General features: G+C 40.5%; 16 protein-coding genes. 12 read left to right on the top strand and 4 right to left on the bottom strand.

Annotated features, from left to right (window positions below; genetic code table 11):
- Positions 1-5: 5 nt before the first annotated feature.
- A complete protein-coding gene (traM, locus tag ACRHOZ_RS19600; protein WP_431129519.1) occupies positions 6-947 on the top strand; it encodes a conjugative transposon protein TraM in 942 nt (313 codons plus the stop codon).
- Positions 948-958: 11 nt separating this feature from the next.
- Positions 959-1,771 (top strand): DUF4138 domain-containing protein, encoded by an 813-nt coding sequence (locus ACRHOZ_RS19595; protein ID WP_431129516.1) that lies wholly within the window; start codon positions 959-961, stop codon positions 1,769-1,771.
- Between the two features lie 45 nt (positions 1,772-1,816).
- Here ACRHOZ_RS19595 and ACRHOZ_RS19590 read toward each other — a convergent pair whose 3' ends face one another.
- Positions 1,817-2,662 (bottom strand): hypothetical protein, encoded by an 846-nt coding sequence (locus ACRHOZ_RS19590; protein ID WP_431129513.1) that lies wholly within the window; start codon positions 2,660-2,662, stop codon positions 1,817-1,819.
- A gap of 17 nt (positions 2,663-2,679) precedes the next feature.
- Positions 2,680-3,108, bottom strand: coding sequence for a TerB family tellurite resistance protein (locus ACRHOZ_RS19585; protein WP_431129510.1), 429 nt, complete (start codon positions 3,106-3,108; stop codon positions 2,680-2,682).
- Positions 3,109-3,238: 130 nt separating this feature from the next.
- On the opposite strand from ACRHOZ_RS19585, the gene ACRHOZ_RS19580 reads away from it, so the two are divergent.
- The 4 genes from ACRHOZ_RS19580 (at position 3,239) to ACRHOZ_RS19565 (ending at position 5,145) form a co-directional block, all read left to right on the top strand.
- Positions 3,239-3,865, top strand: coding sequence for an RNA polymerase sigma factor (locus tag ACRHOZ_RS19580; RefSeq protein ID WP_431129507.1), 627 nt, complete (start codon positions 3,239-3,241; stop codon positions 3,863-3,865).
- Entirely contained in the window at positions 3,843-4,013 is a 171-nt protein-coding gene (locus tag ACRHOZ_RS19575; RefSeq protein WP_431129504.1) for a hypothetical protein, read from the top strand. The genes ACRHOZ_RS19580 and ACRHOZ_RS19575 overlap by 23 nt, the downstream gene beginning before the upstream one ends.
- A 68-nt stretch (positions 4,014-4,081) precedes the next feature.
- Entirely contained in the window at positions 4,082-4,264 is a 183-nt protein-coding gene (locus ACRHOZ_RS19570; RefSeq protein ID WP_431129501.1) for a hypothetical protein, read from the top strand.
- Positions 4,261-5,145 carry a bestrophin family protein gene (locus ACRHOZ_RS19565; protein ID WP_431129498.1) on the top strand — a complete coding sequence of 295 codons (885 nt, stop codon included), beginning with the start codon at positions 4,261-4,263 and terminating at the stop codon, positions 5,143-5,145. The genes ACRHOZ_RS19570 and ACRHOZ_RS19565 overlap by 4 nt, the downstream gene beginning before the upstream one ends.
- 40 nt (positions 5,146-5,185) lie before the next feature.
- Here ACRHOZ_RS19565 and ACRHOZ_RS19560 read toward each other — a convergent pair whose 3' ends face one another.
- Both ACRHOZ_RS19560 and ACRHOZ_RS19555 read right to left on the bottom strand, forming a co-directional pair.
- The gene (locus tag ACRHOZ_RS19560) at positions 5,186-6,052 is read right to left on the bottom strand and encodes a universal stress protein (protein WP_431129495.1); all 867 of its coding nucleotides are present in this window, start codon (positions 6,050-6,052) and stop codon (positions 5,186-5,188) included.
- A 32-nt stretch (positions 6,053-6,084) separates the two neighbouring features.
- Positions 6,085-6,606: a mechanosensitive ion channel domain-containing protein gene (locus tag ACRHOZ_RS19555; protein WP_431129492.1), complete on the bottom strand. Its 522-nt coding sequence runs from the start codon at positions 6,604-6,606 to the stop codon at positions 6,085-6,087.
- 123 nt (positions 6,607-6,729) lie between these two features.
- Between ACRHOZ_RS19555 and ACRHOZ_RS19550 the strand changes: the two genes are divergently transcribed.
- The 6 genes from ACRHOZ_RS19550 (at position 6,730) to ACRHOZ_RS19525 (ending at position 14,738) form a co-directional block, all read left to right on the top strand.
- Entirely contained in the window at positions 6,730-7,791 is a 1,062-nt protein-coding gene (locus ACRHOZ_RS19550) for a pyridoxal-phosphate dependent enzyme (protein ID WP_431129489.1), read from the top strand.
- Between the two features lie 4 nt (positions 7,792-7,795).
- On the top strand, positions 7,796-8,869 hold the full coding sequence (locus tag ACRHOZ_RS19545; RefSeq protein ID WP_431129486.1) for a DUF1611 domain-containing protein: 1,074 nt from the start codon (positions 7,796-7,798) through the stop codon (positions 8,867-8,869).
- Between the two features lie 89 nt (positions 8,870-8,958).
- Complete coding sequence (locus ACRHOZ_RS19540; protein ID WP_431129484.1) at positions 8,959-10,020, top strand: mandelate racemase/muconate lactonizing enzyme family protein; 1,062 nt, start codon at positions 8,959-8,961, stop codon at positions 10,018-10,020.
- A complete protein-coding gene (locus ACRHOZ_RS19535; RefSeq protein ID WP_431129481.1) occupies positions 10,020-10,973 on the top strand; it encodes a hypothetical protein in 954 nt (317 codons plus the stop codon). The genes ACRHOZ_RS19540 and ACRHOZ_RS19535 overlap by 1 nt, the downstream gene beginning before the upstream one ends.
- On the top strand, positions 10,970-11,860 hold the full coding sequence (locus ACRHOZ_RS19530; RefSeq protein WP_431129478.1) for a serine hydrolase: 891 nt from the start codon (positions 10,970-10,972) through the stop codon (positions 11,858-11,860). The genes ACRHOZ_RS19535 and ACRHOZ_RS19530 overlap by 4 nt, the downstream gene beginning before the upstream one ends.
- A gap of 46 nt (positions 11,861-11,906) precedes the next feature.
- Complete coding sequence (locus ACRHOZ_RS19525) at positions 11,907-14,738, top strand: NTP/NDP exchange transporter (RefSeq protein WP_431129475.1); 2,832 nt, start codon at positions 11,907-11,909, stop codon at positions 14,736-14,738.
- Positions 14,739-14,749 lie beyond the last annotated feature (11 nt).

The following is a 14,749-nucleotide window of genomic DNA, read 5'->3' as shown; positions in this document are numbered from 1 at the left end:
TGATTATGAAATTGGATAAGAAAAAAATAACGTTTATCGCAGTTATCGGAGCAGTGGTCATTTTTATCATCACCTATTCCATTTTGGCATTTGGTGAGGATGATACCCAAAAAGATGAACTGCAACAAACACAGGTTCCTGTACTGGAAAACCGTGTTGATGATTACACATCCAGATTGGATGCTGTGGATGATTTAAAAGAAGTCAGGCAAACCAACGCACCCAGTATCTATGATGAAAAGTATCTGGATTCCACAGGTGTCTTTGACCCTGATTTTTTGGAAAAAGAAAAGATACGGATGGTGGACAGTATCTATAACAACAGCCGTATCGATTATACTACGGGTACTTTTCGGGCAACAAATCCTGTTAGGGATAGTGTGGTCAATGCCATTACCCAGAAACAGAAAGCACAAAAAAAAGAAACTTCAACATTGGTTGAAGAAATTGACCCAAAAGCATTGGCCTTGGAACAGCAGTTGTTTTTTGCTTCAAATCCCTTGCCTGTAGAAGATACGGAAAATGCACCGAGCATTGCCGTAATGATTGATAAGAAGCAGGTTATTAAGGTCAATGACCGTTTGCAAATGCGCACCTTGGACGATGTCGAAATTAACGGTGTGTCGATTCCAAAAAATTCCACCCTTTTTGGTATTGTCAGCTTTAAACCCAATCGCGTTTTGTTACAAATAGAAAACATTGATAATGTTCCGTTCTCTTTTAAAGCATATGATTTTAGGGACAGGTTGGAAGGCATCTACATCAAAAACAGTTTTCGCGAAGAGTTGCGGCAACAGGTTTTGGGAGATGTAGTAGATGATATCAATGTACCTGGTGTACCACAGGTCACGGGAATCAAACGGTTGTTCCAACGCTCTAACCGACAGGTAAAAGTGACGGTCAATCCCAATTATAAACTCATAGTAAAAGTCGATACTCGGCAATAAAAATAAAGGATATGAAAAAGTTGATTATACTGTTGAGCTTGGGTCTGTTTTACCCAGTTCACGCAACGAACACAAAAACATTGGACACTATTTATGCCAATTCAACAATGACGATGGCCTTGTTCTTTCCCTCGGATATAAAGCAGGGCATTACAGGTTCAGAACATTTTGTGTTCACCTACAATCGTGAAAAAGAGCAAAACTTGGGACTATTAAAGGCCGTAAAAGGAGAACCCAGTAATTTATTGGTGATTACTACGGATGGCAAAGTATACTCCTACATCTTAAAGTATGCAGAGCATCTAGAGAATCCCAATCGATTTATTTCTGTTCAAGAAAGTATCGGGGATGCCAAAAGGGAAGCAAGAGGGGATATACTAGAAGTGGACGATATGGATGTGAACATTTCGGTCAATGCTAATCCGGAACTGCTGCACAGATCCTGCGAATCATTATTGAAACTTCCTGAAGAAAAGCATATCAGGAAAAAAGAGGCAGGGATTGTTCTTAGCCTAAAGAACCTAAAGTATCACGGGGATAATGTATTTCTACAGTTTGAAATTGAAAACAAATCGGGGGTGCGCTTTGATTTTGATTACCTGAAAATCTTCAAGGTGAATGGTAACCAAAAACGGAACGCCTCCTATCAAGAACTTCCATTAGAACCCGTATACGTGCACAATAAACCTTCACAAATATTACCGAACACAAAGGCTAAGATGGTCTATGTTGTACCTAAATTCGCCATTGCGAAAAATGAAAAAATAGCGGCTCAATTGCAAGAGCTGGGGACGACTCGAAAGGTTGTTCTATCTTGGCGGTAGTTTATGTCTTAATACAGAAAGAGCCCTAATTCCTAGGGCTCTTTGCTATTTAAGTTCTTCTTCCTTGTACTTGAAGACCAAAGTAGGACAATCAATTCTTAGAATTAAGTTTAAAGCTGTACTTGGGTCAATGAGACGTTGCCAAAAGTTGCGCTTTTTGGTCTTGACCATCAAACAATCAAATTCGTTGTCGGCTGTTTTCACCTCTTTGGCAATGAAATCTTCAATATCTATAGCCCTGTTCTCGTACGTAAAACTATTTGCTCCCAATTCCGATTTTAAATAGTTTACTTTCTTTTGCTCAATAGCTGAAGGTTCTGTGAAAGAAAAGTGCAATACATTTAATTTGGATTTGGGAAAATTCTCCCTTACCCATACCATATTATCGTAATCGTTGCCCTTTAAGGTAGTCAAATAACCTATGGAGCGGAAAGGGTTGTACGAATGGTCATTGGGTACGACCAAGGTGGGTATGTCTGCAATGTTCAATAATAATTGAGTAAAGACATTGTTTTGCCCTACTGCCGTATTTCTAAACACAGCTTGACTGGCAATTACAAAATCAATTTTCTCTTTATTGATAAAGGCATTCAGGCTTTCTTGAATGTTACCCTGAACCAGTTGATTGGAAATCCACGTGGAATCGATCAGGTCTTTGGTGTGTTCTGATACATAATTGGATAGTATCTTTTTCTTGTCTTGGACTTCAGAATTGAAGACTAAACCCGATTTGCTAATATAATAAGGCGAGGATATCAAGACAAGTTCGCTTTTCGTTTCGATTTGAAGGATATGGAGACGTAAGTCCAAATCCTTGCATAATCTGGCTACATACCGTAACAATTGTGGCGAATGCCCATCTATATTTGCTATTAAAAGAACATGTTTCATGGTCTTATGGGGATTGATTACTCAATAGTATCCAGCAAATATTTGTAGTTTTCAAAAGAGATATCCCCACCAAAAATCTTTATGGATTTTTTGATGATATCCTTCGCTCTTTCCGAATTGCACCCTAGGCCAATGGCGTATTTATGAATCAGTTTAAGCTCCTGCTCGTCAATCTTGTGGTCCGCATATATCATCCGAAACAGCTCAAAAATATATTCCAAACGCTCTTCTTTTGAATTGGCAGAAGGAATGGGGTATTTATCCAAATTTTTAATAACAGTAGCATACTGATGCTCATCTATATTAAGCTTTCCGGCAAATTGTTTTAATAATTTTATCTCGTCATCATTCATTTGACCATCCACTACAGCGATATTGGCAATGGCAGCAAAATGTGCAATGTGGCTTTTTTGTTCTCCGGATGCATAGATTTCAGAAATAGACATTTTTATATTTTTTTGATTATGTAACCTTATGACCCTATTCCATTTTTTGGTCACTCATTTTTCTTATCTTTATTGCATTAATTTACCTAAATGACTTTTGCCAAACTTCAAGAGCAACATAATTATCCTAATGGAGATTACACCTCCTAATTTCAGAAAAGACGCCACAATACTTTCTGATAATGAACTTGTTGCCAAAATTTTAGAGACCCAAAATTCTGCTCTCTTTGGAAAATTATATGACCGGTATGGTGAAAAAGTATACCGAAAGTGCTACAGTTTTGTAAGAAATGAAGATGAGGCCAAAGATTTGACCCAAGACATTTTCCTGAAGCTCTTTCTTAAGCTAGACACCTATAGAGCCGAGGCCAAGTTTTCTACATGGTTATATAGTTTTACCTATAATTTTTTGGTAAAATACATAAAACGTGACCCTCATAAAAAATTGAGTGAACGTTGGCAAAGGTTGAACAAAAAAGACAACCTTGAGGCTCCTGAGGATTTTGATGTTGAGGAGGATGCACTTTTTGAACTCCACTCTTCAACACTTTTAAAAGCCCTTGAGTTGGTAGAGCCTGCCGACAAAGCCTTGCTACTCATGAAATATCAGGACGGGGTTATGGTCAAAGATATTCAGGCTATTTTTGACATTAATGAAAGTGCAGTGAAAATGAGGCTAAGACGTGCACGATTAAGATTGATTAAGGTTTGTGAAAAAATAGAACTTGAAGCTAATGAGCAAAAAAAATCCTTTTAAATCCATCGAACCAGACATATCATTGCCAGAAGACCTCAAGGAAGAAATTATCCAAGAGGTAGAGGAAATTATTCAAGAAGAGGGAACAGAAAACGCATCTGATACCGAGGAATCCGACCTAAATACAGAAGAAGGCAACAACGAATAAAATTTTAGGGTGACCCTTCCACTACTAATGGGTCACAAGGGGAAAGTGTTTTCATATTGTTATGGATTATGGAAAAACAAAACCCTTTTGAAGACATTGGTTTACCTCAAAAAGAGGTTCCCAAAGAACTTAAGGAAATCATCATGCAGAAAGTCGTGATATTGAAACTTCTTAAGGAATTATCAGATGATTTTGATAAAAGTTTTAAAGTGGCCATGTCCTCATTGTTCAAGACAGACATCGATTTATGATAACCAATAAAAGAATTCCTTTAAGTTATCCATTTAGTTTGGTTAAATGGGACATACTTTTTACACTAATTTTCTCTGCGGGTTTCCATTTTTTTGAAGAACATATCGTACACTTTAGTTTGCCCATAAACATTGCAGCTTTTTTGGGAACGGCAATTGCACTCATTCTTTCTTTCAAACTTAGCCAATCCTATGACCGTTGGTGGGAAGCTCGAAAAATTTGGGGTGCCATTGTAAATGATTCCCGTACACTTATAACTCAGCTATTGGCGTTCAATACTTTGGATGAAGAGGTCAACCAAAAAATGGCTTATCGGCAAATAGGATGGTGTTATTCACTAGGACAACACCTTAGACGTCTGGATGCCTTGGAACTTCTTGATAACTATGTTTCAGAAGATGAAATCCAGTCGGTCTCAAAGCAGCACAATGTTCCTTTGGCTCTTCTAATGGAACATTCAATGGATATTTCCAAGTTGTTTAAGGATGAAAAAATCAACGCCTTTCACCAAACCCAACTGGATGGTACCATTGCACGTCTCAATGCCTCAATGGGAATGGCAGAACGAATTAAAAATACCAATTTCCCCAGACCATATCGGCTTACGCTTCAATTCTTCATTTATCTTTTTTTGGTGATTTTATCGTTGTCCCTAACAGAACTGGACAGCTTTATAGAAATTCCCCTTTTAATGCTTATCGCATTGCCTTTTTTTCTTCTGGAAAAAATTGCATTTCGCATTCAAGACCCTTTTGAGAGCAGACCTATGGATACCCCAATGACGGCCATTGCCAGAACCATTGAGATTAACCTAAAACAACTTATCGGTGATACAGATGTTCCTGAACCGTTGACCTCAAAAAAGTTTTATATTCTTTGACCCATTATCTCTTAGAATCATCATTTTCTAGGAAGAGAGCTTACTCTATCCCTCTCAAAACAAAAAGAGGAACCGTACTGTCAAAGGCTGTTTTCTCTACCACACTTTCTTGAAGAAGGTCATAGAAGAAGCTTTGCTTATGATGAATTAGTGCTATCATATCACTTTGGGTTTCAGCCACAAAATCACGTATCGCATTGGTTTCCGAAGTTTCATAAACGATTTTGTAAAAAAAGTGGGGTAGCTCACCTAGCAGGTGAACCAGCGCATCGCGATGTAATTTTTGCTTGTTGTCCAAATAAGACTCATCCATTAATTGCACTATCTTGAGTTCAGCGTCCCACTGTTGCAAAAGGTCAAGTAAGGGCTTAATTTCTTTTTTATTGAATGGCCTTTTAAAATTGGTAGAGAAAACCACCTGTTTGGGACTCTTTAAGCCGGTATAACTTCTAGGGACAACCATCACGGGGCAGTCCACGACCTTATTGATGACGTTAACCGCATTACTGCCCAGGAAGAATTGCTTTAGCCCCTTGGCCCCTTTAGTACTCATCATGATAAAATCCACACCTAATCTTGAGACGCATTCTTCTAAACCCTGTTCCAAACCAGCAACAGTAGACTCAATCTTAAAGTGATGTTTCGCATTTGTGTTCTTCTGTTTTACTTTTTGCAGTACCTTCTCCAAGTCATCTACTGGAATATAGGCATCTAAATCCAAATCTTCGCTCTCCCATTCGTTCGACCACTCATTCCCCCAGTCATCCGTAATGGTACTAGGAGTATAACTCTGGAATGCAGCAAAAAGATAAAAAGTGGTTTCTGAATTTTTAAGCAACATTTGACCATACGATATGGCATTCATTGAATGTTCTGAAAAATCTATCGGAATTAGTATACGTTTCATTTTATAAACTTGTAAGATGAGATTCTTTTATATTAATCGTAATTTTCCTCTTCTTGGGACAATTTTTCCATGATTTCTATACCCTTTTGAATCACTAGTGAATTAGGCAAAGAAATGTATTTACCTTTATCGGTTTTCATGAAGAAGTAAAAACCTGTAATATCTTTAACCTCTCCGGTAAAATCAAAATCCGCATCCAGAATTCGAATTCTGTCCCCTATCCTTACAGGATGGTGCAAAAATAGAATTACACTTGCCGTCAGGTTTGAAAGAATAGACCACTGTGCAAAAAAACCAATGCCCAATACAGCAAGTACAGAAGAGATGAATAAAGTAAGTTGTTTAATTTCTACTCCCCATATCAATGCAAGTACTGAACAGGCAAAAATATACAATAACAAATAGCACAAATTTAGGATAACTTTTTTACGGTTTACTTCAATTTTACGCAATAGTGTAAACTGCCTTACAGCCCTTTTTACCAGTAAAACAATCAATATAATTGCTGCAATTAGAACAAGGGTAAACAGTATTTCTTTTTTAAGCTCAAACATAGGTTTTTGGTATTTGCATTTGTGACCCATTACCAGAAAACAGGTCACCCTCTAAGTATTCAAAAATAATGGGTGACCCAAAAAACGATAGGGGGTCACAAAGGAAAATAAACGGTATATACAATGAACCTAAGAGACGGTGTAAAGTCATCATATATCAAAGTGTCATCCGAGACGCAAAAACTAAGTGCTTTTGTGAAAGACAAGACCATGACACTCATAGACCGTTTGGAGAGCTTTGAAGACATCATTAATATCGAAATAGGCGATACAAGCCTATCACGTGCTAAAACATTGGAGCGTGAATTTGATATGCGACAACTCTACATTAAAAACGAAGGTGAAAATCCTTCGGGTACGCAGAAAGACCGCATCGCATTTGCACAGGTGTATGATGCACTGCGGCGAGATTTTGATACCGTGGCTTTGGCAACCTGTGGCAACTATGGAGTAGCAGTTGCTTTGGCCGCAAATTTGGCTGGGCTCAATTGCAAGATTTTTATTCCTTCGTCCTACCATACCGAGCGAATTAAGGAAATGGAAAGTTTGAACGCAGAGGTCATTCGTCTTGGTGGCAGTTATGAAGAGGTTGTACGGTCAAGTTCGGATTATGCCATGGAATATGATTGGTACGATGCCAACCCAGGAGGGGCCAATACACCTTTACAAATAAGTGCCTATGCCCAAATAGCACAGGAAATCTATGAGGATTTGGGGGATGCCCCAAAGTACTGTGCAGTACCTGTTTCCAATGGCACCCTGTTCGCTGGCATTTATCGTGGCTTTGTAACCCTTTACAAAAGGGGAAAAACCTCCAGAATCCCAAAAATGATAGCGGCGTCTTCAAGCTTTAAAAACCCCATCATTGCTTCCTTCAAAAAAGGATTGGAGCATTGTGAAGATTTGAACCCAGAATTGGTAAAAGAGAGCAAATACAATGAACCCCTTATTAACTGGCACAGTTTTGACGGTGAGGAAGCTCTATACGCCTTGCGCGAATCGCAAGGAGAAGCTTTTCATATCAGCGACAAGAAAATGAAGGATATGGCTGCCTTCCTTTTAAAGAAAGAGGGCATGAAAATACTTCCGGCTTCCACAGCAGGTCTTATCGCTCTGTTGGAACTGGACGAAAAAATAAATTTTGAACTCGACCGCTTTGTGGCGGTCCTAACAGCTAAGAATTAAGTAAATGAAAAGAACTATAGATGGCAAGGCGCTGGTATATTGTGAGGGTGCCTTCAATACCCCAAATGGCAAAACGGCTCACGGACTAGTTCGGTTTACCGAGCGGTATGAGATTGTGGGGGTTCTGGATAGCACCTATTCCAATCAAGATGCAGGAATGGTACTGGATGGAAAAAAGAATGGTATTTCCATCTTTAAAAATTTGGAATCAGCCATCCGGGAGCTGCGTGATATGGGAGACACCCCAGAGACCTTAGTCATTGGTCTTGCTCCTGATGGGGGCCGCTTACCTGTAGAGGCCAAAGCGGTCATTAAAAAAGCTTTGACTTATGGATGGAATGTAGACAGTGGTCTTCACGATTTTATTTCCAATGATACCGAAATGGTGGAGCTCGCTGAAGAGTATGGTGGCCGAATCAGGGACATTAGAAAAACACCTCCAAGGCACAAACTTCATTTCTTTACAGGAGCTATTGAAAAGGTAGATTGTCTTAAACTCGCTATACTAGGCACCGATTCTGCGATTGGCAAGCGCACAACCGCTTGGTTATTGGTACATGCCCTACGAAAAGCGGGCAAAAAGGCAGAAATGATAGGTACCGGCCAAACCGCCTGGTTACAGGGCGCCAAATATAGTATGATAATGGACAGTTGTATCAACGACTTTGTATCGGGTGAAATTGAGCATGCGGTAGTTAGTGCCTATAAAAATGAAAATCCTGATGTTATTGTTATTGAGGGGCAGGGCAGTTTAATGAACCCAGCCTACCCCGGGGGATTTGAAATTTTGGCAGCTGGAAGACCCGACTATGTCATCTTACAGCACGCTCCAACTCGAAAGGAATATGATGGGTTTCCGGGATATAAACTACATCCATTAAAGAAACAGATTAGTGCCATACAAACCATCTCAGGTAAAAAAGTCATTGCCATAACAGTTAACCATGAAGGTTTGAAGGACGATGAGATTATTCCTGCTTGCGAACGTATCTCCATCGAAACCGGCTTGCCTGCCTTTGATGTGTTGAAGCACGGTGCAGAACCCCTTGTTCAACTGATTAAGAAGCATATAAAGTGATACAAAATGTGGAGTGAAGCTATATATTGTTTGCTTCCTAGAGGTTTTAAAAACACTGCTTTGGGGCAACCATATCAAAAACGATATTGATGAAGATAACAAAAGTAAGCTTTGAACGGTTGGACTTGAAACTCAAAGAGCCCTATACCATTGCCTATGAGACGGTATCCAGTGCTGTGAATTTTATATTGAAGATTGAAACGGATTCCAAAATAGTGGGTTATGGCTGTGCGGCTCCCGATAAAGAGGTAACCCAAGAAACCGTTCATGAGGTCGAAAGCAATATAAAAAGTTTAATTGTTCCTTTTCTAAAAGGTAAAAACCCTTATATGGTATCCCAACTGCTGGAGGGTGTATCAGAATTAGTTAACAAAAAATCATCCACCTTGGCCATGGTAGACATGGCACTTATGGATATTGTTTCAAGAAAGACCGGAGTACCCCTTTACCAATTCTTAGGTGGATATAGAGACCATATCCCTACCAGTATAACCATAGGAATTTTGCCCTTACAGGAAACCTTATTGACGGCCGAGGAATATATAAGTCAAGGCTTCTTCATCCTAAAAATAAAAGGGGGGCTTTCTTTGGGAGAGGATATTGAAAAAATGGTACGGCTACGAGAGAAGTTCCCCGATATCACTTTACGTTTTGATGGCAACCAAGGATATTCAGTAGAAGAAGCCCTAGGTTTTTTTGCAGCGACCAAAGACCTAAAAATAGAAATCTTTGAACAGCCTACTAAGGTCGGTTCTGGAAAAAAGATAGGGGCGGTAACCGAGAAAGTTGCCTTTCCCGTAATGGGGGATGAAAGTGTTAAAAGTCTGCAAGATGCTTACCACTTAGCCCATAATAAGTTTATTGATATGGTCAACATAAAGCTTATGAAGGTAGGAGGCATCCGTGAGGGCATGCACATCAATTCGGTGGCCAAGGCAGCAGGTCTCGAAGCCATGGTAGGTTGCTTGGATGAATGCAGTCTTGGGATAGCAGCGGGTCTCCATTTTGCCCTTTCACGCCCCAATATCCAGTATGCCGATTTAGATGGTCATTTGGGCATTGAAAACGACCCTTTCAAAGGACTGTTCAAATTAGAGAATGGTATACTTTACCCATCCAAACACCCAGGATTGGGCAAAATAAAATTATAATGCAACATCTTATCATCTATTCGGGTTTCATCATAACGGCCTACGCCGTAATCGCAAACGACGTCATACAGACTTTGGGCACCTTTATTGCCTCAAACCAAAAGATAAAATGGTGGCTGCTTTGGGTTTTTGCAGGCCTTATATTAACCCTAACATTGTGTTATGGCTGGCAGGTAAATAATGGTGATGTGTCCTACGGCAGATTGAGCAAAATACCTTTGCCCGAAGTGGTTCAGTGGTGGTACCTATTGGCACCTGTGGCACTTTTGGTCATCACCCGATATGGAGTACCTGTAAGTACAACATTTATGATTCTCAGTGTGTTTTCAACAAGTCAGGTCATCGAGAAGATGATTTTAAAATCGGTTTTTGGGTATGCATTGGCATTTGTAGCGGCTATTGTTATCTACTGGGCAGTCTCAAAGTGGCTGGAATCCAAAGCCTCGTTGAGACTTATGAGCATCAAGAAGCAGAAAAAATACTGGCTAATAGCCCAATGGTTTTCCACGGGTTTCTTATGGTCGCAATGGCTTATCCAGGACTTTGCCAATATCTATGTGTTTCTTCCAAGGCAACTTTCTTTAAATGAGTTGTTGCTTTCCTTAGCCGTGATATTGCTTATTATGGCGTATATCTTTAAGAGCAAGGGAGGTAAGATTCAGGATATCGTTACCAAAAAAGCCAATACCGAAAATATTCGCTCTGCCACCATTATCGATTTTATTTATGGGATTTTATTATATATACTTAGCACGCTTAGCTCAATACCTATGAGTACCACGTGGACCTTCATAGGAATTTTGGCAGGACGCGAAATTGCCATCACTTATTTATTGAACCGCAAACAACTCAACCATACCTATACTGTAATTTTCAAGGATTTGGCCAAGGTAAACATTGGACTTATTATCAGTGTCCTGGTAGCCTATGGTATTCAACTTTTTAAATCATGAAAGTCATCAAAACCTTTATAACACTAACAATATTCAGTGCTTTTGTAGTTACAAATGCTCAGGAGCTGCCCATCCATATCTCCAATGACAGTACAACCCTTAGACAGCTCATTGATGAAAAGCTACAAGACGAACTCATCAAGGAAATAGGAAAAAAACCTAGGTGGAAGAGGCTCATTGACCAAAAGAAAATGGCCATTGGGGTGGTAGACCTTTCTGATACGACCCACATACGGTTTGCCCGAATCAATGGTAACCATATGATGTATGCGGCAAGTTTGCCCAAAATAGCAGTCCTATTGGCAGCCAAGGATGCTATTGAAAAAGGGGAGCTGGTCGAAACTTCTGAAGTAAAAAGTGATTTAAAACTCATGATAAGCAAATCAGACAATGCTGCAACCACAAGGATGATAGACCGTTTGGGCTATGAGAAAATTGAAACCGTACTTACCAGCGAACGCTATAACCTTTATGACGAAGAACGCGGTGGAGGTCTGTGGGTTGGAAAACGATATGGCGGTGGAGGCACAACCAATAGGGAGCCATTAAAAAATTTGAGCCATGCAGCTACAGCAACACAGGTGTGCCGTTTTTATTTTTTGTTGGCACAAGGCAAACTGGTGACCGAAGAACGTTCCATGGAAATGCTTAACATCATGGAAGACCCAGCCTTACATCATAAGTTTGTGAACACCCTCGACCGTATTGCCCCAAATGCGCGCTTGTTTCGAAAATCAGGTTCGTGGAAAACCTACCATTCTGATTCAGTATTGGTTTGGGGAAAACCCTCTAGACGCTATATTCTGGTTGCGCTGATAGATGATGCCAATGGGGAGCAAATCATACGAAACCTTGTCGAGCCCATAGAAAGAGTGCTCAAAAAGTGACCTCCTGTAGAAGGAGGGTCTTAAGGGCATAAGGCGCAACCAAACCATGACACTATCCAATAGACTAAAAAAAATATTCAAAGTTAGCGCAGGTGAATTCAGAACGGTGCTGCACATGCAGGCCTATATTTTCCTTGTCATTGCCACTTTGCTTATTATCAAACCTGTTGTAAACTCCTTGTTCCTTACTGGTCCTGGTCCGGAACAGTTGCCGTTCGCCTATTTGTTGGTTGCCGTGACCGCCATACTAAGTTCGGTCATTTATGCCGCGCTTAGTGAGCGACTTCCAATTTTAAACCTTATTAAATCCACATTACTAATCAGTGTTTTCTGCATATTGGCTTTAGGGCTATTACTATATCTGGAGTTTGCCAAAGGATGGGTATTATTCCTCTTTTATGCGGGGGTGGCCATATACGCAGTACTGGCAAGCTCCCAATTTTGGGTATTGGCCAACCTTATATTCAACGTCAGGCAAGCCAAGCGTCTATTTGGTTTTATAGGTGCCGGAGCTATTGTTGGGGGTATTTTTGGCGGATATCTTACCACAATTCTCGCTCCTGTCATAGGAAACAGAAACCTGATGTTACTGGCTGCCCTATTGCTACTCCTTTGTTTTCCGGTACTGGGCAAGATTAAGACCAGCTTTCCTGAAAAGTTTCAATTTTCAAAGCAAAAAGGACGCCCGGTAAAGACCAAAGAAAGTGCATTCAAACTCATTTTGGGTTCAAAACATCTACTATATCTCGCAGGAATCATTGGCCTGGGAGTGCTTACCGCACGTTTGGTTGATTATCAGTTTAGCTATGCGGCGTCACAAAACATACAGGACAGCGATGAACTTGCCTCTTTTTTTGGGTTTTGGCTATCTTCATTCAATGTCATATCTCTGTTGATTCAGCTTTTTATCACCCAAAGAATTGTGGGTGTATGGGGAGTGGGCTTTTCGCTGCTCTTGTTGCCCATACTGCTTTTTGTGGGTGGCGTACTGTTCCTGGTATTCCCAGAGTTATGGGTGGTCATTCTTATGCGAGCCACAGATGGCAGTCTTAAGCAATCCATCAATCGGTCTGCTACCGAATTGATTGCCCTTCCACTGCCTTACGCCCTAAAAAAGAAGACAAAATCCTTTATCGATGTTGTTGTGGACAGTGTTGCTACGGGTATTGGCGGGACTCTACTCATTTTCCTTGTTCAGGGCTTGGAGCTTCAAGGCAGATATGTTATTGTCCTTATTCTGGTATTGACACTGGTATGGTCTTACTTCATCATAAAGGTTCGTAAGGAATATTTCTTGACCTTTAGAAAAAACCTTGTCCAGCTTCACAACTCCGATAAAAAAAACAAGAAAATGGTAACCAAGGAATCTTTCTTAAATGGAATGCAGCGTGTTTTTCTTGAGGGTGAGGAACGGGAAATCCTATTCATGTTGGAAAAAGCAAAAGAGATAAACGATAAGAGGCTCTCTGATGATATATTGAACCTATTGAAGCACCCATCCCATAAAGTTAAGGCTGCCACTTTAAGAGCCTTGCATCAGTTTGACTCGGGAACAATTCCGATAGAGGTAAGAAATATGCTCAACACCGAAAATGAAGAAGTAGTTCTGGCAGTACTTGAGTACCTTTTGTTCCATGCCGAACTGAATGGGGACATTATTTTTGAAACTTACCTTGACCATTCCAATCCATCAATTGCCAAAGCAGCATTGGTCTGTCTTGCCAAGGCATCGAGTGACCATCCTGAATTGGCTGGGAGATTTGAACTGCATCGACGCATCCATGAAAAAGCACAGTACTTAAAAATCAACGAAGCCACAAAAACACAAGAACATGCAGATTTTCTTCAATTGGTGGGGTGGTCAAAGTATGAGACCTTTTATGATGCTATTTTTGAGGGATTGAAGAGTGAAAGCCCCGTAACCGTGGAAGCGGCGTATTCGGCCGCTGTATTTACCAGTGACTTCCGTTTTTTGGAAATGCTCTTTTCAGTACTTCCAGACAAAAAACTTAAACCTTTTGCCACCCGTTCCCTTCTGGGTTATGGAACTCGCATCATTCCAATTATTAGTTCCAAACTTAACAGTAAAGAGGTGCCATTGGATACCAAGCGAACGCTTCCGGGACTCCTTGGGGCTTTTGGCTCCCAGCAAGCGGTACACGCTCTTTTTGAGGGGTTTATTGAAGCCGAGGACCTAACGGTACGTCTCAACTGTATTAATCAGCTTACCAAGCTAAAGGAAACAGCCCCTCATCTCCATTTTGATGAAAAGAAAGTAGCAAGATTAATTCTTGAAGAATGCAAGCTGTACGACCTAACCCTAATGGCGATGCACACGCAAATTATCGTGCACTACCTTCGAAGAAAAAAGATGAGACCGTCAATACAGGCAGGTGAAATGGAGGCACGGGAAAGTTTAATGTTGCTGTTGGAGCGCCGTTTGGAAGGCGGTCTTGAACGTATTTTTAAACTGCTTGAACTACGCTATAATCCCAGGGACGTGCGTTCGGTGTATCAGGGCATATTGAGCGAGGAGCAGGAAAGACGTACCAATGCCATTGAGTTTTTGGATTTGCTATTGAACGTTGACCTAAAGAGTACACTAATCCCCATAGTTGAAGCCACTATACTGGATACGTCTTCCGAAGAGGTCATCGCCCATATAGCCAACAACAGTTATACAGAGTTCGACTGCTTTAAAAATATCCTTGAAGGGAAAGACCTAAGACTAAAGCTGGCCGTACTATATCTCATGTTACAACAGCAAGATGCTAAATACCGACCCCTATTAGAACCCCTTTTGAACCACCAGGAACCAAAGCTAAAGCATTTCGCCCATCTTGCTTATATGAAGGCACCCTTGTTGGAAAGCCATTAAATTGTATTCTT

Source organism: Flagellimonas flava, assembly GCF_050617915.1.
In the GTDB taxonomy this organism is placed as follows: Bacteria; Bacteroidota; Bacteroidia; order Flavobacteriales; family Flavobacteriaceae; genus Flagellimonas; species Flagellimonas flava_A.
This window is presented reverse-complemented; position numbering and strand designations above follow the sequence as displayed.

Bases quoted from the DNA above. Each gene is read 5' to 3' on its own strand.
- traM (WP_431129519.1), top strand. From the start codon at position 6: ATGAAATTGGATAAGAAAAAAATAACGTTTATCGCAGTTATCGGAGCA.
- ACRHOZ_RS19595 (WP_431129516.1), top strand. From the start codon at position 959: ATGAAAAAGTTGATTATACTGTTGAGCTTGGGTCTGTTTTACCCAGTT.
- ACRHOZ_RS19590 (WP_431129513.1), bottom strand. From the start codon at position 2,662: ATGAAACATGTTCTTTTAATAGCAAATATAGATGGGCATTCGCCACAA.
- ACRHOZ_RS19585 (WP_431129510.1), bottom strand. From the start codon at position 3,108: ATGTCTATTTCTGAAATCTATGCATCCGGAGAACAAAAAAGCCACATT.
- ACRHOZ_RS19580 (WP_431129507.1), top strand. From the start codon at position 3,239: ATGGAGATTACACCTCCTAATTTCAGAAAAGACGCCACAATACTTTCT.
- ACRHOZ_RS19575 (WP_431129504.1), top strand. From the start codon at position 3,843: ATGAGCAAAAAAAATCCTTTTAAATCCATCGAACCAGACATATCATTG.
- ACRHOZ_RS19570 (WP_431129501.1), top strand. From the start codon at position 4,082: ATGGAAAAACAAAACCCTTTTGAAGACATTGGTTTACCTCAAAAAGAG.
- ACRHOZ_RS19565 (WP_431129498.1), top strand. From the start codon at position 4,261: ATGATAACCAATAAAAGAATTCCTTTAAGTTATCCATTTAGTTTGGTT.
- ACRHOZ_RS19560 (WP_431129495.1), bottom strand. From the start codon at position 6,052: ATGAAACGTATACTAATTCCGATAGATTTTTCAGAACATTCAATGAAT.
- ACRHOZ_RS19555 (WP_431129492.1), bottom strand. From the start codon at position 6,606: ATGTTTGAGCTTAAAAAAGAAATACTGTTTACCCTTGTTCTAATTGCA.
- ACRHOZ_RS19550 (WP_431129489.1), top strand. From the start codon at position 6,730: ATGAACCTAAGAGACGGTGTAAAGTCATCATATATCAAAGTGTCATCC.
- ACRHOZ_RS19545 (WP_431129486.1), top strand. From the start codon at position 7,796: ATGAAAAGAACTATAGATGGCAAGGCGCTGGTATATTGTGAGGGTGCC.
- ACRHOZ_RS19540 (WP_431129484.1), top strand. From the start codon at position 8,959: ATGAAGATAACAAAAGTAAGCTTTGAACGGTTGGACTTGAAACTCAAA.
- ACRHOZ_RS19535 (WP_431129481.1), top strand. From the start codon at position 10,020: ATGCAACATCTTATCATCTATTCGGGTTTCATCATAACGGCCTACGCC.
- ACRHOZ_RS19530 (WP_431129478.1), top strand. From the start codon at position 10,970: ATGAAAGTCATCAAAACCTTTATAACACTAACAATATTCAGTGCTTTT.
- ACRHOZ_RS19525 (WP_431129475.1), top strand. From the start codon at position 11,907: ATGACACTATCCAATAGACTAAAAAAAATATTCAAAGTTAGCGCAGGT.